The 22598-nt window shown below is 39.2% G+C and carries 18 protein-coding genes and 2 tRNA genes; 13 read left to right on the top strand and 7 right to left on the bottom strand.

The genetic code is table 11. The features are described from left to right. The first annotated feature begins 205 nt into the window (after positions 1-205). The 5 genes from ABFX33_RS16765 (at position 206) to ABFX33_RS16745 (ending at position 6932) form a co-directional block, all read left to right on the top strand. Positions 206-1690: a hybrid sensor histidine kinase/response regulator gene (locus ABFX33_RS16765; RefSeq protein ID WP_346086939.1), complete on the top strand. Its 1485-nt coding sequence runs from the start codon at positions 206-208 to the stop codon at positions 1688-1690. Next, the gene (locus ABFX33_RS16760) at positions 1680-5279 is read left to right on the top strand and encodes a response regulator (protein ID WP_346086938.1); all 3600 of its coding nucleotides are present in this window, start codon (positions 1680-1682) and stop codon (positions 5277-5279) included. Before ABFX33_RS16765 ends, ABFX33_RS16760 begins: the two co-directional genes overlap by 11 nt. 13 nt (positions 5280-5292) lie before the next feature. After that, positions 5293-5664, top strand: coding sequence for a response regulator (locus tag ABFX33_RS16755; RefSeq protein WP_120257349.1), 372 nt, complete (start codon positions 5293-5295; stop codon positions 5662-5664). A 2-nt stretch (positions 5665-5666) separates the two neighbouring features. After that, positions 5667-6497 carry a CheR family methyltransferase gene (locus ABFX33_RS16750; protein ID WP_346086937.1) on the top strand — a complete coding sequence of 277 codons (831 nt, stop codon included), beginning with the start codon at positions 5667-5669 and terminating at the stop codon, positions 6495-6497. Positions 6498-6569: 72 nt separating this feature from the next. Continuing rightward, entirely contained in the window at positions 6570-6932 is a 363-nt protein-coding gene (locus tag ABFX33_RS16745) for a response regulator (RefSeq protein WP_257091020.1), read from the top strand. A gap of 585 nt (positions 6933-7517) precedes the next feature. Here the strand turns inward: ABFX33_RS16745 and ABFX33_RS16740 are convergent. Both ABFX33_RS16740 and ABFX33_RS16735 read right to left on the bottom strand, forming a co-directional pair. Next, positions 7518-7602, bottom strand: a tRNA-Ser gene (locus ABFX33_RS16740). Positions 7603-7657: 55 nt separating this feature from the next. After that, positions 7658-8176: a YceI family protein gene (locus ABFX33_RS16735; RefSeq protein ID WP_120257352.1), complete on the bottom strand. Its 519-nt coding sequence runs from the start codon at positions 8174-8176 to the stop codon at positions 7658-7660. Between the two features lie 185 nt (positions 8177-8361). On the opposite strand from ABFX33_RS16735, the gene ABFX33_RS16730 reads away from it, so the two are divergent. The 3 genes from ABFX33_RS16730 (at position 8362) to ABFX33_RS16720 (ending at position 9616) form a co-directional block, all read left to right on the top strand. After that, a tRNA-Arg gene (locus tag ABFX33_RS16730) sits at positions 8362-8435 on the top strand. 342 nt (positions 8436-8777) lie between these two features. Then, positions 8778-9074 carry an MGMT family protein gene (locus ABFX33_RS16725; protein WP_257091019.1) on the top strand — a complete coding sequence of 99 codons (297 nt, stop codon included), beginning with the start codon at positions 8778-8780 and terminating at the stop codon, positions 9072-9074. 14 nt (positions 9075-9088) lie between these two features. Next, on the top strand, positions 9089-9616 hold the full coding sequence (locus tag ABFX33_RS16720; protein WP_346086936.1) for a DUF1697 domain-containing protein: 528 nt from the start codon (positions 9089-9091) through the stop codon (positions 9614-9616). A gap of 102 nt (positions 9617-9718) precedes the next feature. Here ABFX33_RS16720 and mgrA read toward each other — a convergent pair whose 3' ends face one another. Then, positions 9719-10756: an L-glyceraldehyde 3-phosphate reductase gene (gene mgrA / locus ABFX33_RS16715; RefSeq protein WP_346086935.1), complete on the bottom strand. Its 1038-nt coding sequence runs from the start codon at positions 10754-10756 to the stop codon at positions 9719-9721. 107 nt (positions 10757-10863) lie between these two features. Here mgrA and ABFX33_RS16710 point away from each other — a divergent pair, with 107 nt between their 5' ends. Next, positions 10864-11505 carry a peptidylprolyl isomerase gene (locus ABFX33_RS16710; protein WP_346086934.1) on the top strand — a complete coding sequence of 214 codons (642 nt, stop codon included), beginning with the start codon at positions 10864-10866 and terminating at the stop codon, positions 11503-11505. A gap of 61 nt (positions 11506-11566) precedes the next feature. Here ABFX33_RS16710 and ABFX33_RS16705 read toward each other — a convergent pair whose 3' ends face one another. Then, complete coding sequence (locus ABFX33_RS16705; protein WP_257091016.1) at positions 11567-12202, bottom strand: HdeD family acid-resistance protein; 636 nt, start codon at positions 12200-12202, stop codon at positions 11567-11569. Between the two features lie 545 nt (positions 12203-12747). Continuing rightward, the gene (locus tag ABFX33_RS16700) at positions 12748-13587 is read right to left on the bottom strand and encodes an aldo/keto reductase (protein ID WP_257091014.1); all 840 of its coding nucleotides are present in this window, start codon (positions 13585-13587) and stop codon (positions 12748-12750) included. Positions 13588-13860: 273 nt separating this feature from the next. On the opposite strand from ABFX33_RS16700, the gene ABFX33_RS16695 reads away from it, so the two are divergent. Continuing rightward, complete coding sequence (locus ABFX33_RS16695) at positions 13861-16080, top strand: NADP-dependent isocitrate dehydrogenase (RefSeq protein WP_346086933.1); 2220 nt, start codon at positions 13861-13863, stop codon at positions 16078-16080. A gap of 105 nt (positions 16081-16185) precedes the next feature. Here ABFX33_RS16695 and ABFX33_RS16690 read toward each other — a convergent pair whose 3' ends face one another. Next, entirely contained in the window at positions 16186-17139 is a 954-nt protein-coding gene (locus tag ABFX33_RS16690; protein WP_346086932.1) for a glycoside hydrolase family 43 protein, read from the bottom strand. Positions 17140-17392: 253 nt separating this feature from the next. Beyond that, positions 17393-18280 (bottom strand): DUF4377 domain-containing protein, encoded by an 888-nt coding sequence (locus ABFX33_RS16685; RefSeq protein ID WP_346086931.1) that lies wholly within the window; start codon positions 18278-18280, stop codon positions 17393-17395. A 38-nt stretch (positions 18281-18318) separates the two neighbouring features. Between ABFX33_RS16685 and ABFX33_RS16680 the strand changes: the two genes are divergently transcribed. The 3 genes from ABFX33_RS16680 (at position 18319) to ABFX33_RS16670 (ending at position 22598) form a co-directional block, all read left to right on the top strand. Next, positions 18319-19215 carry a hypothetical protein gene (locus tag ABFX33_RS16680; RefSeq protein ID WP_346086930.1) on the top strand — a complete coding sequence of 299 codons (897 nt, stop codon included), beginning with the start codon at positions 18319-18321 and terminating at the stop codon, positions 19213-19215. A gap of 78 nt (positions 19216-19293) precedes the next feature. Next, a complete protein-coding gene (locus ABFX33_RS16675) occupies positions 19294-20121 on the top strand; it encodes an alpha/beta hydrolase (RefSeq protein WP_346086929.1) in 828 nt (275 codons plus the stop codon). Positions 20122-20273: 152 nt separating this feature from the next. Beyond that, positions 20274-22598 (top strand): TonB-dependent receptor, encoded by a 2325-nt coding sequence (locus tag ABFX33_RS16670; RefSeq protein WP_346086928.1) that lies wholly within the window; start codon positions 20274-20276, stop codon positions 22596-22598.

The following is a 22598-nucleotide window of genomic DNA, read 5'->3' as shown; positions in this document are numbered from 1 at the left end:
TGTTTTTGACAACATAACTTCTGTCTCTAGTATGTTATGTATTCAAACAGGTAGCAATAAGTTAAAGTTTTGTTTATTTTTTAGTGAAAGTCAATCCTAGTATTTAAATTGCGGCTGTAATGAAATTTTTGCCTGAAATGATTCTCGCGTGGATTCGGTTAATTTCTTTACATTTGTTTACTTTGATTCTTAGTTTTAGCTCTCTATGATATTAATAGTCGATGACAACCCAGATAATATTTATTCGTTACAAAAGTTATTAGAATCCAAAAATTTTAAAGTCGATACCGCCCAGTCTGGCGAAGAAGCTTTAAAGAAGATTTTAAAATATAATTATGCTTTAATCATATTGGATGTGCAGATGCCCGATATGGACGGTTTTGAAGTTGCCGAGAACATTGCTGGATTCAGTAAGACCAAGGAGACGCCTATCATATTCTTGTCTGCCGTCAATACAGATAAACGCTTTATTACAAAGGGTTATGATTCTGGAGGTTTGGACTATGTAACCAAACCTGTTGATCCGGATATCCTGATGCTCAAAGTCAAAACATTCTACCGGCTATATGAGCAGACGCAAGCGTTAAAAGATATCCAGCAGACCTTGGAGATGGAGGTAGAGAGACGAAAGCAGGCACAAAAAGAGCTTCGTTCGAAAGTGGATTATTTGCATACGTTACTGGAATCATTGCCCCAAATTGCGTTTACCTGTGACCATCGTGGGAATATCGGCTTTGTCAATGGTCGTTGGTTTCAATTTTCGGACAATGAGCATACATTTCCGCAGACACATCCTGATGACAGACCGATTGCTACCGAGTTGCAAGAAAGTCTTGAATCCGGCAAACCTCTGGAAATGGAGGTACGGGTCAAAAAGCGGGATGAATCGGGGTATTCTTATCAATTATTAAGGGTTTGGCCAATTTTAGAGAATGGTGAAAATAATTGGGTAGGAACCTTTACTGATATAGATGTCCAAAAGAAAGCTGAGAAAGAAAAGGATGAATTTTTAAGTATAGCCAGTCACGAACTCAAGACTCCATTGACGAGTATTAAAGCTTATATGCAGTTGCTTGCCCGAAAGCTAAAACTTGACAAAGGTTGTGCTGAGGCCAAATATGTCAACAGAGTTCAGGATCAAGTGGAAAAACTCAATAGTCTGATTACCGATTTGCTCGATTTATCAAAAATTGACAATGGCAAATTAGGTATCAATAAAAAAGTCTTTTCGCTTGAACGTATGGTTCAGAACGCCATTGATTCCATCGTGCAGACCCATGATCAGAGCAATATGGAATTATATCGGCAAGGAGATATTTCCGACTTAATGATATATGGAGATGAGATACGACTTGAACAGGTGCTCGTTAATTTTTTAACCAATGCTTATAAATACGCGGCTGGAACAGAGAAGGTAATCGTTGATTGTGAAATCATGGTAGACTTTGTCAAAGTGAGTGTGATAGATTTCGGAATCGGAATACCCGAAAGCAAGCAGTCTGAAGTTTTCGATAAGTTTTACCGCGTAGAAGAAACTTCGTTTGATTTTCAGGGCCTGGGAATAGGCCTTTATATTTGTTCGGAAATTATACGTAGCCATCAAGGTACAATTGCCGTCGAAAGTTCAGCCGGTAAGGGAGCCACTTTTTATTTTACAATACCATTAAATCTGCCTACAGATGCCAAATAAAACACTGAATAACTTATCTATAGGAATTGGCTTATCCTTATTTGTACTGTTGGTTAGTTCCACAGCCTCCTATCTAGGGATTAAAGAGCAGAATAAACATCGTCGGGAGTTGACCGCTACCCGGAAAATAATCAGTTTATCAAATATTATCCTGAATTCTTTACAGGGGGCTGAAACGGGAAACAGGGGCTATTTGCTCACAGGGAAAGAGAATTACCTGGAGCCATTCAACCAAGCTTTAGAGAACCTGCCGATTGAATTGAAGGAAATAAAGGAGCTGACGGAAGCAGATCCGGACCAAAAGGTTCGCGTAGATAGTTTATTTACAGCGGCTCAGCAAAGGTTAGCTGTATTAAAAGAATCAGTGAATATCAAAAGGAATGGCGGGACTGTAAGTCTGGCACATCTCGACGAGAGCAAATCCGCCATGGACAAATGCCGGACCATTATCAAGGATATTATTCACTATGAAGATGACGATATCGATCAGAAATCTGCCAATTTAGATAACTCTTCTTTTATAACGACCTTATTTATCGTTATCAGTGCTTTACTATCTTTGATTATTACAGCATACTTTTATTTTCGGCTGAGGGCTGACTTTCTAAAACGTTTAGCACTGGAAAAATCGCTGGTGGAAAAGGATGAAGGAATTGCACGTAGACTAAATCTGGTTCAACAAATCACCAATCGTATTGCTGCCGGTGATTACAATGTAAAAGCAGAAGATATCGAGGAAGATGATCTCGGTGCGATCGCAAAATCTGTGAATCGGATGTCAAAATCCTTGAAAAAATCGTTTGATCAGCTTAAAGATAATGACTGGTTACATATGGGATATGCTGATCTCTATACGGGATTGGTCGGCAACAAAACCGAAAGATTACTCACCACAGATGCAATAAAAGGATTAGTAAATTATATTGGCGCTATCACGGGAGCGATATATATATTCAATGAAGAAAAACTTGAACGATCAGGATGTTATGGATTGGATCCGAAAACACAGCTCTACTTCCTTCCGGGTGAAGGCTATGTGGGACAAGTATTCGTCGATAAGGAATTAAAAGTCGTCAATAATATCCGTACAGAAGATTATCTGGTTAGTTTTGCCAGTGGCAAAATCAATGTGCCACATCTTATTTTTGTACCTATCGTATCGGCAGATCAAGTATTGGGTGTTTTGGAGATTGGACATGGTCAGCCATTTACAGAAATAGAAATAACCTTTCTGACCGAATGTGCCCGACAACTTGGTATCGCTATAGCATCTGCAAAAGGTCGTGCCAAAATCCAGGCACTTTTGGAGGAAACACAGGTTCAATCGGAGGAATTATTGTCACAACATGCTGAACTTGAGAATCTAAATACGGAATTGGAGGCCCAGACCCTGCGCTTACAGTCGTCTGAAGAGGAACTGAAGGTACAACATGAAGAATTGATGCAATCTAACCAGGAGTTAGAGGAACGTTCAAGATTGTTGGAGGATAAAAATCTATTGATTGCCGAACGGAATCAGGAAATTCAACAGAAGGCGGAAGAACTTGCGTTGAGTACAAAATATAAGTCGGAATTTTTAGCAAATATGTCTCATGAACTGCGTACGCCGCTAAATTCTATTCTGCTACTTTCTCGCCTGTTATCCGAAAATAATGAACAGAATCTGAGTTCGGATCAGATTGAATCGGCTAAAGTGATCCAAAGTTCCGGAACAAGTCTATTGACATTAATAGACGAGATATTGGATCTTTCAAAGATTGAATCTGGTAAGATGACCTTGGAATATGCGAGTCTAAATTTAAACGATATTTCTGCAGATCTGAATAATTTATTCTTGCCATTGGTCAATGAGAAAGGCTTGGCCTTCACGATCAATATTGATCCCAACCTCAACCAACGTTTTCAGGGAGATCGGCTTAGAATAGATCAGGTATTGCGTAATCTGATCTCTAATGCGATTAAATTTACTGCGGCAGGCGAAGTAAGATTGGATATTTATGAGGACAGTGCAGCTAAAGATAAACTTGTTTTTGCAGTTGTAGACTCCGGTATTGGGATACCATTAGAGAAACAAAAGATAATTTTTGAAGCTTTCCAACAAGCAGATGGTTCCACGCGGAGGAAATTTGGTGGTACAGGATTAGGTTTATCCATTAGCAGGGAGATTGCCCGCTTGCTCGGAGGGGAAATCAGATTAGTGAGTGAGGAAGGGAAAGGTAGTACGTTTTTATTTATCATTCCGAATCATCAAGTGGAACCTGATGAAGTTCGCTCAAAGGAGCAGCAGCTCGTGGAAGAGATCCATTCTGAAATTGAGGAGGTGCGTGAGCTTGTCATGGACGATGTCTATAATCCTGCGACAATACGTATACCTGAAGAGCTGCCTGATGATCGGAATCATATTACCGATGGAGATAAGGTTATTCTGATTGTCGAAGATGATATCAATTTTGCGAAAGCACTATTGAAATATGCGCATAGCCAGCACTATAAAGGTGTTGTTGTGGTACGGGGAGATCACGCGCTACCAGCAGCCAAGAAGTACCATCCGCAGGCTGTGTTATTGGATATTCAGTTACCCATAATGGATGGTTGGGCTGTGATGGATGAATTAAAAGGGGATAAGGAGACACGGCATATTCCTGTACATATCATGTCTTCGCTTGAAGTGAAAAAGGAAAGTCTGCTCAAAGGTGCGATTGATTTTATCAATAAACCCGTAGCACTAGAGCAGATGACATCTGTGTTCCAGAAAATTGAATCCGCATTGAGTAGGTCCCCGAAAAAGGTTCTTATTGTCGAAGAAAATCCTAAACATGCAAGTGCACTCGCTTATTTTTTAAGTAGTTTTAATATTTCACTTGAAGTAAAGGATAATGTGGCTGATAGTATCGATGCATTGGGAACGGCCGAGGTAGACTGCGTAATCTTGGATATGGGGGTACCTGATGAAATGGGCTACAATACATTGGAAGCCATCAAACAGCATGAAGGACTTGAAAATCTACCTATAATCATATTTACTGGCAAAAATCTATCGAAATCTGAGGAGCTGAAAATTAAAAAATATGCAGACTCTGTTGTTGTCAAAACTGCGCATTCCTATCAGCGTATCCTTGATGAGGTTGGCTTATTTCTGCATTTGATTGAAATTAACAATTCAGATGATGTGAGACGGAAAAACAATGGCTTGGGGGCTTTGACCGATGTGCTGAAAGGGAAAAAAGTATTAGTGGCCGATGATGATGTACGCAATATATTTTCGATGACAAAGGCATTGGAAAAATTTCAGGTGCAAGTCATTCCGGCAATGGACGGCAAGGAAGCCCTAGAAGTGCTGAACTCGGGCGAGGCTATTGATATTGTGCTGATGGATATGATGATGCCTGAAATGGATGGATATGAAACGATCAAGAATATTAGACAGACACCTCCATTTGCAACATTGCCTATCATTGCGGTTACGGCCAAATCTATGATTGGCGATCGGGAAAAATGTATACAAGCGGGAGCTTCAGACTATATTTCAAAACCTGTTGATATAGATCAGCTTCTTTCATTGTTGCGGGTATGGTTGTACGAGAATTAATGGAGACGGTTTAATGAATCGAAATAAGGTAATATTAATTGTGGACGATGACAACCGAAATATTTTCGCGCTGGGGCTAACCTTAAGAGCGAGGGGTTATCAGGTCGTTAGTTGCGCCATGGCAAAGGAAGCAATAGAATTATTGGAGGCTGAAAATAATGTTTCATTGGTTTTGATGGACATGATGATGCCTGAAATAGATGGGTATGAGGCTATTCGTTTGATTCGCAGTTCTACCGCTATTAAAGATCTTCCCATTATAGCGGTGACAGCACAGGCAATGAGTGGAGACCGAGAAAAATGCCTCGCAGCGGGGGCACAGGCGTACGTGTCAAAGCCAATTGATGTGGATATACTAATGGTTGAAATAGAACAGTTAATTTAGCGATGTTGGGCCATAATATAATTAAAGATGAGGAGATAGATATTTTACTGGAAGATATCTACCAACGCTATGGCTACGATTTTATACAATATAGTCGGGCTTCGATCAAAAGAAGGATTAATAGAATCATGACGAATGACCGATTTGCGAGTTTTGCGGAACTCCGGTTTGCGCTAAGAGACGATCCGCAGTTTCTTCAGCATTTTGTTGAGGAGATTACGGTTAATTTGACTGAGATGTTTAGGGATCCGCTGTTTTTTAGGCAATTGCGTGAGGAGATTTTGCCGCAACTGGGGACCTATCCGCTGATACGGATTTGGATCGCTGGATGTTCAAGTGGAGAGGAAGCTTATTCGCTCGCAATTTTATTGAAGGAGGCCAATCTGCATCATAAATCGTTAATCTATGCTACCGATATTAATCCGCGCGTATTAGAAATAGCGCGTAATGGAATCTATCCTTTAAGCCAGATTAAGTCGTTTTCAGAAAACTATATTGAATCCGGCGGAAAGCAGGACTTCTCTAACTATTATACGGCAAATTATGAATGGGCAAAATTTAACCCAGAGCTGAAACAAAAAATGATCCTATCAACCCATAACTTGGTGTCAGATACATCGTTTAACAGCTTTCAATTGATACTATGCCGGAACGTGTTGATTTATTTCAACAAGGATTTGCAGGACCGGGTTTTTAAACTGTTTGATGCGAGTCTGGAAAATTTGGGATATCTTGCATTGGGCAGCAAGGAAACCATAAGGTTCTCCAGTATACAACAGAATTTCACCGCAGTGGGTGATCAAAAAATTTGGAAAAAACTTTATTCGTTATAATATGGTTCTATTTAGAAATGGTATGACATTCAGACCATAGTAGGCCCCTATAAAAGACATAAATTAAGCTATATGAGCAAAAGAAAAACTGTACTGATATTTGAAGATGATACGATTATTTTAGAGGTCATAACAGTCGTGCTGACAGATTTGGGATTTCATGTAGAAGTCTCCGAGACTTCACACGATATTATTCAGAAGGTTGAAACTACAGAACCTAATCTTATTTTGATGGACAATTGGATCCCAAATATTGGGGGAGTAGAGGCAACCCGGCTGTTGAAGGCCGATGACCGGTTCAAACATATTCCTGTTATTTATGTGTCCGCCAATAACGATATTGAATCATTAGCTGCTCGTGCCGGGGCAGATGATTTCCTGTCCAAGCCCTTTGATCTTGATGATCTGGAAGGTATTGTTAATAAACATATCTAACAAAAATCGTACTATTGATATGTCCTACTGACAAACGATTTATAGCCTACAGACCTTTGTAGACTTATTGTACCGTACATGGAGAAGTGTATTATGCCTCCCCAATTGCCAACCCTTCTGGTTCGAATCCAAATACAACGAAAAAAGCCTTTCATTTTTGAAAGGCTTTTTCTGCGGAGAGTGAGCGATTTATCGCGTCCCACACCCCCTTGCTATAACCCGCGATGATAAAGTTCGAACCCCGGCCAGCCCTTCTGGTTCGAATCCGAATACAACGAAAAAAGCCTTTCATTTCTGAAAGGCTTATTCTGCGGAGAGTGAGGGATTTATCGCGTCCCACACCCCCTTGCCATAACCCGCGATGATAAAGTTCGAACCCCGGCCAACCCTTCTGGTTCGCATCCGAATACAACGAAAAAAGCCTTTCATTTCTGAAAGGCTTTTTCTGCGGAGAGTGAGGGATTTATCGCGTCCCACACCCCCTTGCCATAACCCGCGATGATAAAGTTCGAACCCCGGCCAACCCTTCTGGTTCGCATCCAAATACAACGAAAAAAGCCTTTCATTTCTGAAAGGCTTATTCTGCGGAGAGTGAGGGATTCGAACCCCCGAACCTGTGACAGTTAACGGTTTTCAAGACCGCCGCATTCGACCACTCTGCCAACTCTCCGCGACAAAAGTACGAATTTTTGCTCTCCTGCCAAATTTTATTTTAGAAATACTTCTTATTTTGCTTTTATAAACTGGATATCAGCACTAAATTTTACGTCATCACTCACCATCACACCGCCTGTTTCAAGAGCTGCATTCCAATTAAGTCCAAATTCTGAGCGTTTGATCTTTCCTTCTACGATAAATCCAGCTTTGGTATTTCCCCAAGGGTCTTTCTGAATACCTGCAAATTCCAATTCAAATACGACAGGTCGAGTCACGTCCCGGATAGTCAGATTTCCTTTGATTTCTTCATTCGCTAAGCTTGTTGCTTCAAATGTTATCGCTGGATATTTTTCTACGTCAAAAAAATCAGCACTTTTTAAGTGTCCATCCCGTTGTTCATTTCGTGTATTGATTGATGCTGTATCGATAGTTACTTTTGCAAGAGCATTATCAAAATTATCATCGTCTGTATCAAGATCTATTTTAAAATTGTCAAAGTTTCCTTTAACATTTGTGATCATCATGTGTTTTACTTTGAATTCTATCTCGCTATGTGCAGCGTCTAATTCCCATTTTCCTTGTGCCATAATTTTTGTGTTTTCTTATTTGTTTAATAATACAAAGGTAACAGCAGCTTTTAAATTTTTGTTTGACCTAGATCAATAAAATAATCTTATTGAAAAGCAATCAGTTATTGAAAAACCGCAAAAAAAAGCATATGATATTTTGGAATTGTTGAACAAATGTCTACTTTTGCATTACCGAAAACGACGCGCCAATAGCTCAGCTGGATAGAGCATCGGTTTTCTAAACCGACGGTCTCAGGTTCGAATCCTGATTGGCGTACAAAATTGTAAAAAGGTCCTTAATAATTATATTAAGGACCTTTTTTACTTATTAGCAATTTGTAGCCATGCTAGATGAATCTTTCTTAACCTAGGATCTGAACAGGTGTTGTTTTCCTTTTGAAGTTATCTCCTTTATTAAAACACGCACTGTTTTTAGCGGAACTATGCAGCCTGAGGATAAATTTATCCACAATTTAAGTTTAGTCATGCTATCGTTAAGCATCTGTTTTTTTGTATCTTTAGTCGACATTGAATTATATTGATTTTGGCTTATCATTACTGATCTGAACGATCTGTAGGGCCTAATGATAAGTTGAGTTAGGGATCTAATAGATACAATATGGATGAAACATTTAAACAGCAAGTGTATGAATTGGCGAGATTAATTCCAAAAGGGCGAGTTTCAACATATGGCGCAATTGCTAAAGCGCTGGGTTATCCAAATCATTCCCGCCATGTTGGAAAAGCAATGGGAGGATGTCCCAAAGATGTGCCTGCGCATCGGGTGATTTCAAGTGGCGGAGTACTGTCGGTTCCAGAGTTTCAGTCTAAACTCGAAAACGAAGGCGTTGGAATAAATAATCTCAGGATCAAGGATTTTAAAAAGATATTTTGGAATCCGATGGATGAAGTTTAATAAATCGATAAAAGATGAAATACTGCGCGTTTTTACGAGGGGTAAATGTAAAGGGAACCAACATGAAGATGGTCGATGTATGCCAGGTATTTAAAGATGCTGGGATGGATCAGGTAAGTTCGGTGTTGGCTTCCGGAAATATTGTTTTTTCTTCGGATAGGTCCGCGGAAGAACTTAAAATAGTTCTGGAAGCAGCGATGTCCAGTTATTTTTCCTATGAATCCTTCCTTTTCATTAAGTCGCAGGAAGAAACGAGTTTATTTTGGAGTAACATTCCCTTTGAAAAACATCCTGATTTTCATATTTATGGTTTTGTAGGTTTACATGGGATAGAAGAAGTTCTCCTAGATGAATTTAATAAAAGTACCAAAGCCAATAATGAAAAAGCGGAAGTGATCAATGGACTGTTTTACTGGCAGGTCCCTAAAGGAAATACATTGGATTCAACATTCGGAAAAGTATTGGGTAAGAAAAATCTGAAAGATAAGTTCACAAGCAGGAATGTGAATACATTTGAGAAAATTTTGAAGATCATGCATTAAATCAATGTGTGTTGATTTAATGGAATTATATGTAAAAAGCGTATTAATTACCTTAAGATAATCAATACGCTTTTATGTTAATGAAGTAATTTATACTTTGATCTAGCCTTTATTAATCTCCGCAGATTGAGCCCATATATTGATATGTCCATCTTTTGCATACAGATCAATCTCATGAATTTCTTCTGGACTAAATGATAGGTTCTTGAGCGACCCTACGCAATCGATGACCTGTTGTGGCTTGGATGCGCCGATCAGTGCCGAAGTCACTTGCTGGTTGCGAAAGACCCAAGCGATGGCCATTTGGGCCAAAGACTGCCCCCTGCGTTGTGCAATAGCATGAAGTGCCTGTATGTTCTGTCTGTTTTCCTCACTTAAAAACTTTGTCTGCAAGGATTTTGATTGTGATGCCCTGCTATCCTCTGGGATATGATGTAAATATTTGTCCGTTAGCATGCCCTGGGCGAGTGGCGAAAAAACAATAGAGCCAATACCGATTTCATCCAGTGTGTCCAATAGCCCATCTGTCTCCACCCATCGGTTTAACATAGAATAGCTGGGCTGATGGATTATAAACGGTGTTCCTAAGGATTTCAATATTGCGTAAGCCTCTTTGGTACGTTGCGAATTATAAGACGAAATACCAATATAAAGGGCTTTTCCACTCCGTACAAGTTGATCCAAAGCCAACATGGTTTCTTCTAATGGTGTGTTTGGGTCAAAGCGATGTGAATAGAAAATGTCAACATAATCTGTACCTAGACGTTTTAAAGATTGATCACAGCTGGAAATAATATACTTTCTGCTGCCCCATTCGCCATAAGGACCATCCCACATGTGGTACCCTGCCTTCGACGAAATAATCAATTCATCCCGGTGGCCAGCGAACTGTTGCTTAAGAATTTGTCCGAATGCGGTTTCTGCACTTCCTGGAGGCGGACCATAATTATTGGCAAGGTCAAAATGCGTGATTCCAAGATCAAAAGCTGTCGTACAGATATCAACTTTGGTTTGGTGGGCTGTGTCGTTTCCAAAGTTGTGCCATAGACCTAAAGAAATAGCTGGTAACTGAAGACCGGATTTACCACAACGATTGTATATCATCTGTTGGTAGCGATCAGGGTTTGGGATATACTGCATAAATTTGAATTGTTATAATCCAAATATAATAATAAACGGATTTCCTCGAATTGAAATTTAGTGTATTTTTATACGAAATTTTGAATAAGTTGATTCTGTTAATAAATATGAAGAAAATCACACTGATTATAGGCCTGTTGTTCATCTGCATGAGTAACAGTAATGCCCAGTCAAAACGGCTGTTATTTAAAACCGCATTTGGAGAATTTAAGGTGGTGCTCTATGATTTTACGCCAAATCATCGGGATCTGATCTTAAAGTCCATAAAGGATACTGTCTACCAAGGCGCATTATTTAATCGCATTATTGAAAATTTTGTGGTACAAGGTGGTGAGCACGATATAGATATTGAAAAGAGAGAGGCGGTAGATCCCCAGCACCGCAAACCCCGTTTGGCTGCCGAATTCGACCAACGTGCTTTTCACAAAATGGGCGCATTGGGGGCGGGACGTGATGGTAACCCTGAAAAAGCCTCTTTCTTGAATCAAATCTATTTTGTCGTTGGAAAGAAGATCAGTTCTGCTGATCTCGATAGTCTGGAAATAAAAAAGGGTATAAAATACAGTAAAAAACAGCGCAAGGAATATTTAGCGCACGGTGGACAACCTAGGCTTGATCATGATTTTACAGTCTTTGGCGAAATATATCAGGGTCTTGATGTGATCTTGAAGATTAGCCAGGTGAAAACAGATCAACAGGACTTCCCTTTAGAAAAAGTTCCTTTTAGCATCGTGGAGATCAAAGAATAAAACCATCTTTTAAGATGGTTTTATTCTTATAGTAGGAAGCTATCTTTTTATATACCTTTCTCTATTTGTTGTGTTGTTCAAACTCTTCTTTTAATTTTTCGTAACGTTCTTTCCATTCGTTAGGAAGTTTGTCGGGGATATTTTTCAGGCTTTTCAGCTGAAAAGCAAATACACAGGCAGCAAAGCCAGCGGTACTAATTGCCATTCCGGTCCATATCACAAGAGATAACCCTGCAAAAAGCGGGTTCCAAAGTAAAATAAAGCTAAAGACAATACCTAGTACCGAAAATAATGTAATCCAGCCCCAAGATTTACTGCCATAGTTTTTGAGATCAAAGGAGAAAGACAACAATTGAAAAGATCTGAACAAAGCATAAAATCCGACAATAAAAGCCAAAGTTCCTGCAGATAACAGGGGATTGGTCATCAATAAAATTCCAAATAAGGCGTAAAGGATACCACCGGTAAGGTACCAGCCCCAACCGTCAACCTCATTTTTGTTTTGTAAGGCAAAAATAATTTCTAGTATCCCAGAAACAATGAATGACCAGGAAAACAACATACTCAATGCGAGAAAGGATGCGACTGGCGTGGATATCGTATAGAAACCCAATAAAATCAAAAGAATTCCAATGATAAGCGGAATATACCAATGTTTAATGGAGGACCTGATTGTTTTTAAAAATGAATTTGCCATAATAGTGTTGTTAAATTTAAATCTTTCCGGATTCTTTAAAAATAGTGTAAGATGCCTATACAATATTGACTTCAGCATTTGCAGACTTCAATCCCGCTGCGAATTTAGAAATGGAAGTGCCTATGGTATAGATTATTCGTGTCAACTCGCCAATTGGTTCAAATACTTTTTTTCAATAATATACTACTTCCTATCAGCAAACGTTTTGTTGTATATCGACACATCACGTCGTGGGTAGGCCTTATTGTATTTAATGTATGCAGTATTAACAGTTGCGCTAAACTTTTGTTTCGAGCAAGCCTATATTTCTTGTTTTTTGGAATTTGCAAATCGTGTTAAGAGCGTGGGGTAGGGCTAAAAGAATGGAACTTGCCGCATCAACAACGGGAAGCTGTCAATTTATTCACAGGCAGCATGTAGTTGGGGAACTTGCTGTCGCAATTCAAAATCAACAGGTTCGAGGTGGAAAAAAGATAAAAAAAGAGTCCTCCAAGCATATTCGCTTGGAGGACTCTTGCTATGTGATTTGGAATACTATCGATGATTTAGAATGCTACTTTTTTAGGATCCGATCCGGAGAAGCCCATTGCTGGTAATGTCCGAATTGTCCTGATATCCTCCTCCGTAAGATCGAAGCTATCAATATCCAAGTTTCGTTTAATATTTGCCGGATTGGTGGATTTTGGTAGTGGTAAAATGCCCTGCGAGAGAGCAAATTTAATACAGATCTGTCCGACACTGGTAGACTTCTGTTCCGCTAAAGCGATCAGGGTCTCATCCTGCAATATTCTTCCTGAGCCTAGTGGAGACCATGCCTGCACCAAAATATCATTTGATTTGCAAAGCTCGACAGTTTCCTCTTGCAGATAACCAGGGTGGAATTCAATTTGATTGACAGCCGGGATGATCGTTGCTGTTTCCAATAATTTGGCGAGATACTCTTTCGGGAAATTGCTAACCCCAATAGCTTTCACCTTTCCCTGTTGGTATAAATATTCAAGGGCTTTCCAGGTATCGGCATTAATCGCTGCCCAATCCTCAAATTGAGTTTCGTTGGCTGGCCAGTGTATCAAATACAGGTCCAGATATTCCAATTCCAAGTCTGCAAGGGATTTTTCAAATGCAGCTATTGTCTTATCATAACCACGTTCAGTATTCCAAAGTTTGGTTGTTATAAATAACGTATTACGAGCTATTCCGCTATCTTTGATCGCTCTGCCGACACTTTTCTCATTACCATAAATTGCCGCAGTGTCAATATGTGTATATCCTGCTGCCAGAGCTTCCTTAACAGCTTGGTATGCGTCTTCTCCTTCCGGAATTTGCCAGGTTCCAAATCCAATTGCTGGAATATCAATTCCATTGTTCAATTTGAATGATTTCATGCTTAATAATAATTTTTTGTTTGACTAAATTAGGATTTCAATCCTATTATCTCGTCACTGAAATGTCAAGAGGGCTGTCTTTTAAAGCGATGATGGCAAACTTATTCTGTATTGCCAAAATATATTTATTTTCACAATTTTATTGTCAAAAAGGTCGGATTAACGCATGGTTTATAGCATTAATTCTTATCTTTAGGCGAAATTTTGAGAAATTTAGATTTTTCACTGATTTCACATAGCATTAAAAATTAAACATATTTCTAATAGATTACTATGTCAAACAAATCAAAAATTGTTTGGACAAAAACAGACGAAGCACCTTTGTTGGCGACTTACTCGTTTTTGCCTATTGTACAAGCGATTACAGCTACAGCTGATATCGATGTTGAATTGAGAGATATCTCTTTAGCAGGTCGTGTTCTTGCAAGCTTTCCAGAATTTTTAAAAGAAGATCAAAAAATTGCCGATGCATTGGCAGAGTTGGGGCAGATGGCAACAACTCCAGAGGCAAACATTATCAAGTTGCCAAATATTTCTGCGTCTATTCCACAGTTGAAGGGTGCTATTGCCGAATTACAAAAAGCTGGTTATGCTATTCCAAACTATCCAGATGAAGCAACTACTGAGGAAGAAAAATCCATCAAGGCTAAATATGCGAAAGTATTGGGATCAGCTGTAAACCCGGTATTACGTGAAGGTAACTCTGACCGTCGCGCACCTAAGGCGGTGAAGAATTATGCTAAAGCAAATCCACATAAGATGGGTGCTTGGGCAAAGGATTCAAAAACGAAGGTAGCATCGATGACATCTGGTGATTTCTATGGTTCAGAGCAATCTGTAACAGTAGAAAAAGCAGGTCAATTCAAAATTGAATTTGTGGATGCACAAGGTGCTGTTACTGAATTAAAAGGTCTTTCTCCGTTGAAAGCTGGTGAAGTAATAGATACTTCGACCTTAAGCTTGAATGCATTGAAAGGTTTTGTTGCTGATGCAATAGCAGAAGCGAAAGCTGCTGGTGTATTGTTATCTGCGCATTTGAAAGCAACAATGATGAAAGTTTCCGATCCAATTATCTTTGGAGCAGTGGTTGAAACATACTTTGCAGATGTGTTTGCAGCGTATGGCGACTTGTTCAAAGAACTGGGGGTCAACAAAAACAATGGTTTAGGTGAAGTATATGCTAAAATTGCAGGTCACGCAAAGGAAGCGGAAGTGAAAGCTGCTATCGATGCTGCGATCGCAAAAGGTCCTGCTTTGGCAATGGTTAACTCAGATAAAGGTATTACAAATTTCCATGTTCCTTCTGATGTAATTATTGATGCTTCTATGCCAGCAATGATCCGTATCGGTGGTAAAATGTGGAATAAGGAAGGCCAAGAAGAAGATACCATCGCCATGGTTCCCGACCGTTCTTACGCAGGTGTTTATGAAGCTACAATAGAAGACTGTAAAGCAAATGGCGCTTTGGATCCCAAAACAATGGGTTCTGTTCCAAATGTTGGTTTGATGGCTCAGAAAGCGGAAGAATATGGTTCACACGACAAAACTTTCCAGGCTGCTGGTAATGGTGTGATCCGTGTCGTAGATGCCGAAGGTAATGTATACATGGAGCAAAAGGTTGATGAAGGTGATATCTTCCGCATGTGTCAAACAAAAGATGCACCTATTCAAGATTGGGTAAAATTAGCAGTAAACCGCGCGCGTTTGTCTGGTACTCCAGCAGTATTCTGGTTAGATAAAGGCCGTGCTCACGATAGAGAGATCATCAAGAAAGTAGAGAAATACTTGCCTGATTTTGATACAACAGGTTTGGATATTAGAATCCTTTCACCAATAGAAGCTACTAAATTCTCTTTGGAGCGTATCCGTAAAGGCGAAGATACAATCTCTGTAACAGGTAACGTATTACGTGATTATCTGACAGATTTATTCCCTATTTTGGAAGTTGGTACTTCAGCAAAAATGTTGTCTATTGTACCATTGATGAATGGTGGTGGTTTGTTTGAAACTGGTGCAGGTGGCTCGGCTCCAAAACACGTAGAGCAATTTCTTCAGGAAGGTTACCTACGTTGGGATTCATTAGGCGAATTTTTGGCACTGGGTGCTTCTTTGGAGCACTTGTCGCAAACGCAAAATAATGCTAAAGCGCTGGTTTTAGCAGAGACGTTAGACGAAGCAACAGAGAAATTCTTGGCAAATGATAAATCTCCGGCGCGTCGAGTGGGGCAGATTGATAACCGTGGATCTCATTTTTATTTAACATTATATTGGGCTCAGGCTTTAGCTGCTCAAACGAAAGATGCAGATTTAGCAAATCGATTTGCAGGTGTTGCACAAGTATTGACAGATAACGAAGCTAAAATCAATGAAGAATTGATCGGAGCACAAGGTCAGGCACAAAACATCGGTGGTTATTACTTCCCTAATGACGAATTAGCAACAAAAGCTATGCGTCCTTCAGAGACATTAAATAGTGCAATAGCGGGTATTTAATTGCTAATTGTCTTAATTAAATAATGAGAGCCCCGGTCATCGATCGGGGCTCTTCTGTTTAGGTTTGGTTGTATGTATATTTCTTACTCCCTTGGGAAAAATAATCTATTTTAATGGGTATTTGACACCTTTAAAGGTCATTTCGACCGGGAGAATATGACCATTTTTGTCAAATTTCATCTCTTCGATACAGGTGACACGTTCATTGGCTCCTTCCTTTCCTAATGGCCTACGGTGATAGACGATGAAATATTTGTCTTTATTGGGTACTTTGATAACGGAATGATGCCCAGCACCGACAGCAACCTTTGGATCACGTTCGAGAATTGTTCCGATACGTTCAAATGGTCCAAAAGGAGAATCGGCAATTGCGTAAGCCACTTTATAATCCGGACCAGTCCAACCACCTTCGGACCACATAAAATAGTATTTACCATTTTTAATAAACATAAATGGCCCTTCTACATAATCCTTTGGTGTAATTTCCTTGTAATAGGTCCCGTCATCGAAGGGAAGCAAGCCCGTAAAATCAGGTTTAAGTTTGACCAAATTACAATGCTTCCAGCCACCATAATACATGTAGAATGTTCCATCCTTATCTTTAAATACAAACTGATCTATAGGCTGCGCACCATTGATAATGTCATTGATCAAAGGTTTGCCAAGTAAATCTGTATAAGGCCCTTCAGGTTTGTCTGCTACAGCGACACCAATTCCGCCGATTTCGCCCTGATGGACATCGTTTGCACTAAAGAATAAATAATATTTGCCCTTGTTTTCGAGGACAGCAGGAGCCCACATCGCTTTTTTTGCCCATGTTACCTGATTGTTTTGAAGTACACGGGGATGTTTTGTCCAGCTAGTCAGATCTGATGAAGAAAAAGCATCAAAAAATACCTGTTCTTCATAAGGTGCCGAATAGGTGGGAAAAATCCAATATTTGTTTCCATAGATGATACCCTCCGGATCTGCATAGTTTCCACGAATGACGGGATTCTGTTGTGCAAAGAGTGTCGTTGCCAATAATAGAGATGTTGTCGTAAAAAATGTTCTGATCATCGTTATGCTTTAAATGGTTAAGATAGGATATCTTGTCGGTTGGGATATTCAAAAAAAAATCATTTTTATGCGGATTTTTCTCAATATTTTCAAAGTGTTAAAATTATGTTAAAATGAGGTGGTACTTTCGATTCTTTCCGCTTTATTTCACATATTTGTTTATGTCATTTCCAAATGGCATAAATACTTTTCATAAAATAGGTTAATAATATGGCTAAGATACCCGGAGTCCCCCAGACTTCGGGTGTTTTTTTTATTCACGCTCCAAGCCGAAGATCATCACTAGCCTTCCGTCTATATATAAGTTTAGTGTCTGCTCGGCGATATCAAATTGAATCTGTTTTTGCTCAACAACCGCGAAGAAATCATTTTCAATATTGGGTCCATTGCAAGACTTCATGGTGCTTGCCAAGTTCGGAAAGCTTATCATATTGCCTTTAATGCTAAAATTTCCCCAAAATTTATTACATCCCGTCGATCCGGCGATCGTTCCATTTTTTGCGTCGAAACCAATGTTGGCGCTGTTGCTTGTTACATCTTTGCCATTTAACTGCAGCAAATTCCACTTAAATCTGGCGAGGAATGAGGCAACACTGGGGAGCTCGGTGACTTTATCTTTGGAAATAATATTAAGCAATTCATAATGTATACTGTCGGTATCTTTTGCTTTCGTTTGCTTTACTTTGATGCGATAACGATACTGTTCCTGGTAATCAAAACCGAGAATGGGTACCGAAATATATTCCCATTTGTTTTTTTTGTTGGATTTTATCTGTAGACAGGTCAATTTTCCAGACACTGGGTCATTGACATAATTCTCACCGACATCCCAAATGGTGATGTCAGAATGATCAACTTTCAATTTGCTAATAATTTCCTCCAATGTGTAGATTGACGCTTGTGCTGTTTTTGTCTTTTTTACACGAATATTGTACTCAAACGCGGCATTGTAATTAAACTGTTGAATTTCCGCATAAAAATTCTCCCAGTTTTTACTATTGTAATACTTTACAAGATAAGGTGGCGTATTGTCAAGTCCAGATTTTACTTTTATCCGAAACGAAGTGCTTTGTGCCTGTAAAGTATATTGGAATAGAAATAATAGGATAAAAAACAAACTTGATTTAATGGATTTCTTCATAATGGGCATTAAATATCAATAAAAACGTATCTTTAAACATGAATATTGCACGAACAAAAGTACTCGTGATGATTGTACTTTTTTTGTCCGGCTTACGGATATATGCCCAAAATAACAAGGATTATTTTAAAACACAAATCCCCTTAGGCGAATTGAAAGATGCACAGTTAAAAGAAGTGTCTGGAATTGTGGCGGCTCAAGAAGAGGGCTGTTTTTGGGTTCATAATGATAGTGGGGATGGTGCAAACATCTATCTGATCGATCGTCAGGCCAATCTACTCAAAAAGTTTAGACTCGAAGGTGTGGATGTGGTTGATTGTGAGGATATGGATCGCGTCAAAATCAATGGTAAAAATTACCTGGTTTTGGCTGATATCGGCAATAATCTTGGGAAGCGGACTTGGGCAAGCCTGTATGTATTTCCTGAGCCTTCAGCCAATGATTCGCTCGTCATATCCAAAAAAGATATTAAAACCATATTTGTCAAATTTCCGGGGCAAAAACGTTTAGATGCGGAATCCATTATGGTTGATCCCCGTGATAATATGTTGTATATCGTTTCTAAGCGTGAATTTCATTCCACAGTATATGCTGCTGCTGTTTTTAAAGGTGTTCAACAACAGTATTTTACGTTAACCAAAGTCGCCGAACTTCCTTTTACTTTTGCTACAGCTTCGGCTATCGATCCAACAGGAAGAGAGATGCTTATCAAGAATATTACACATATCTTTTATTGGAAGAGAAAACCGGGGGAATCTTGGGGAGGTGCACTGCAACGGAAACCAATCGAGGTGCCTTATACGGTAGAGCCCCAGGGGGAAGCGATCACTTTTGATAATAAGGGGACTGGCTTTTATACAATTAGTGAACGTCCATTTGGATTAAAATCCTATCTTTATTATTTTGAAAAAAATTCTAAATCAGCGGATAAGTAACAAGCTCAATTCAGTAAAACAGATCATTGATAGCGGTCTGAATAGATCGAATGAACATATATACCAATTGCTAACATCATGAATTTAAAACAAATTTTACTTTTATCACTTGCGCTATTTTGCTTTGTATGGGCTAGTAAGGCTGCCAAGGTGGATACCTTGAATATTCCAAGTCGGAGTATGGCAAAAGAGATTAAAACAGTCGTTATTCTCCCCAAAGGTTATTCAGCGAATACGAAATATCCTGTGCTTTACTTACTTCACGGATATTCAGGTAATTATAGTAATTGGGTTAAAAATACCACTGTAGCTTCTTTGGCAGACCAATATGGATATATGGTGGTTTGTCCGGATGGGGGATTTGGAAGTTGGTATTGGGATAGTGCCAACGATCGGAATTATCAATATGAAACATTTGTTTCCAAAGAACTCGTTGATTATATCGATCAGCATTACACGACAGTCAAAGATCGAAAAGGTAGAGCAATTACCGGACTGAGTATGGGAGGGCATGGGGCCTTATCGCTTGCGATAAAACATCAGGATCTCTATGGAGCAGCGGGTAGTACAGCAGGTGGTGTTGATTTTAGACCCTTCCCTTTAAATTGGGAAATTAAGGATCGTATCGGTAATTATGCAGATGTGCCACAGGCTTGGGACGATCGAGTGGTGATCAATATGATCCCGAAATTGCTGAATAATAAACTTCGTCTGATGATTGATTGTGGTAAAGAGGATTTTTTCTATACTGTCAATATCGCGCTGCATGACAAACTCATGTATCACAACATCAACCACACCTTTGTTACAAGTGAGGGTGGGCATAATTGGGCCTATTGGTCACGCTCAATTATCTATCAAATGGCTTTTTTTAACGAATTTTTCAATCAGCCAGAAAAAAAATAGTATTAAAAATAGATAAATATTTGGCTTAAATGAATAAAATGCTATTTTTGTTTCCAGAAGATCTTGACTAACAAATTATAAACTTATTATTAAGCCTTGCAAATTGTAAGGCTTTTTTATTATTTTCAATAAATTTTTGATTTCAATCTGTTATGCTTAAACCTATAAAGGTTGTTTTTTATTTTTCTTCTATTTTGTTTTGCGCACAGCAATCCTATGGTCAACAATCCAAATCTATATCAGGATTTATCAGAGATAGTATAAGTGGTGAAAATATTATTGGCGCCTTGGTCCGTAATGACACAGAAAGAAAATCGACGGCTTCCAATAAATATGGATTTTTTAGTTTATCCCTTCGTGGAGAGGAGGCCTTCTTGGAAGTTTCCTCAATGGGATATAGAACAAAGGTTTTACCGGTCCAAATAGGAAAAGACTCTACTTACATTGTACAATTGGTACCCGAAGAAAATCAATTGGCTGAGGTGGTTGTCACTGGAAATAGAAGAAAATCGATCAAAGATTTGACTCCCGGCTTGACGCAATTTAGTCCGAAGGAGATTGAGAAAGTTCCTGTATTATTTGGAGAGAAAGATATTTTAAAGACAATTCAATTGTTTCCAGGCGTGACAAGTGGCGGCGAAGGAAGTAGCAATTTTTATGTTCGTGGAGGTGGTGGAGACCAAAATCTGATTTTGTTGGATGAAGCCCCAGTTTACAATAGCTCTCACCTTTTTGGTTTCTTTTCAACCTTTAACTCTGATGCCATCAAAGATGTCAACTTTTATAAAGGTGGTGTACCCGCGCAGTATGGAGGAAAGATCTCTTCGGTCATGGAAATAACAACCTTGGATGGAAATAACCAGCATTTTAATGTTGAAGGGGGATTAGGGTTAATAGCGTCACGACTGAAGGTCGAGGGGCCTATACAAAAAGGGAAGAGTTCATTTATGATATCCGGTAGACGTACCTACGCCGATTTATTCCTGAAGCTTTCAAGTGATGAGAACATTAAGAAAAGCGCATTATTCTTCTATGACCTGAATGCCAAGTTGAATTATAGGATTAACGATAAGAATACCCTTTATTTATCGGGATATTTCGGTAAAGATGCCATGGCTTACCATGATTTATTTGACTTCAATTGGGGGAACGCAACCGGAACGATGCGCTGGAATCATGTTTGGAGCAATCGCTTATTCAGTAATACTACATTGATATTCAGTAAATTTAATTATCAGGTGAAGATTGAAGACGACAATAATTTCAAGATTCGTTCGGATATCTTCAATTATAACTTTAAACAGGATTTTCAATATAGCCTCTCGGACCATCACAATATAAAGTTTGGTCTACAGGCGGCCTTACAGGAGATTCGTCCAGCAAGTATCGAAGCCGGTGAAGATTCCAAAGTAAATTCATTACGTATTCAAGAACGCAAAGGGTTGGATGTTGCCGCATACATTTCGGATGATTGGGCGATAAATGATAAATTCAAACTGAATTATGGTATTAGGGCAACAGCGTATGCCGCTTTAGGACCGGGGATGTTCTATACCTATGATAATGCTGGAGAGGCTGTTGATTCAACCTATGTGGGGAGTGGAGAAATGGGTAAAAAATATGTTTACCTGGAGCCACGTCTTTCGCTGAACTACGCCTTGAATGAATTAACAACATTAAAGGCTTCTTATAATACGAATGTCCAGTACCTGCATCAATTGAGCAATACAACAAGTAGCTTGCCAACAGATCAGTACGTGTTAAGCAACAATACCATAAAACCGCAATTGTCAACACAATATTCCTTGGGTTATTTTCGGAATTTTGCGTCTAATAGGTATGAGTTTTCTGTAGAAGGTTACTATAGAGACCTTAAAAATCAGATCGACTATAGGAATGGAGCTGATCTACAGGCGAATGAACTCCTGGATGGTGAACTGCTATTTGGAAAAGGAAGAGCATATGGCGTTGAGTGGTTTATAAAGAAACGATTGGGGAGGCTTAGTGGATGGATAAGTTATACATTATCCAAAAGTGAAAGACAATTTGACCAGATCAATGATGGAGAGTGGTTTAACGCGCGTCAGGATAAGATTCATAATATCGCAGTCGTGGCACAATATCAATTGAATCCTAAATGGAATCTAAGCGCAAACTTTGTCTATTATACGGGTGATGCGGTAACCATGCCTGCTGGGAAATATTTTGTTGACGATAGAACCATCTTCTATTACGATAAGCGGAATGGCCAACGTATGCCGGCTTATCACCGCTTGGATCTCGCCGCGACCTATGATATCAAGCGTACAAAAAATACTTATTCCAGTTTATCTTTCGGAATTTATAACGCTTATAATCGCAAAAATGCTTATTTGATTGATTTTAGAGAGAAAGAAGGACAATCCAATATAACAGAGATCTATAGGATTGCGTTGTTTGGAACTATACCCTCCATTACTTGGAACTTTAAATTTTAG

It is taken from the genome of Sphingobacterium ginsenosidimutans (assembly GCF_039536865.1).
In the GTDB taxonomy this organism is placed as follows: Bacteria; Bacteroidota; Bacteroidia; order Sphingobacteriales; family Sphingobacteriaceae; genus Sphingobacterium; species Sphingobacterium detergens.
This window is presented reverse-complemented; position numbering and strand designations above follow the sequence as displayed.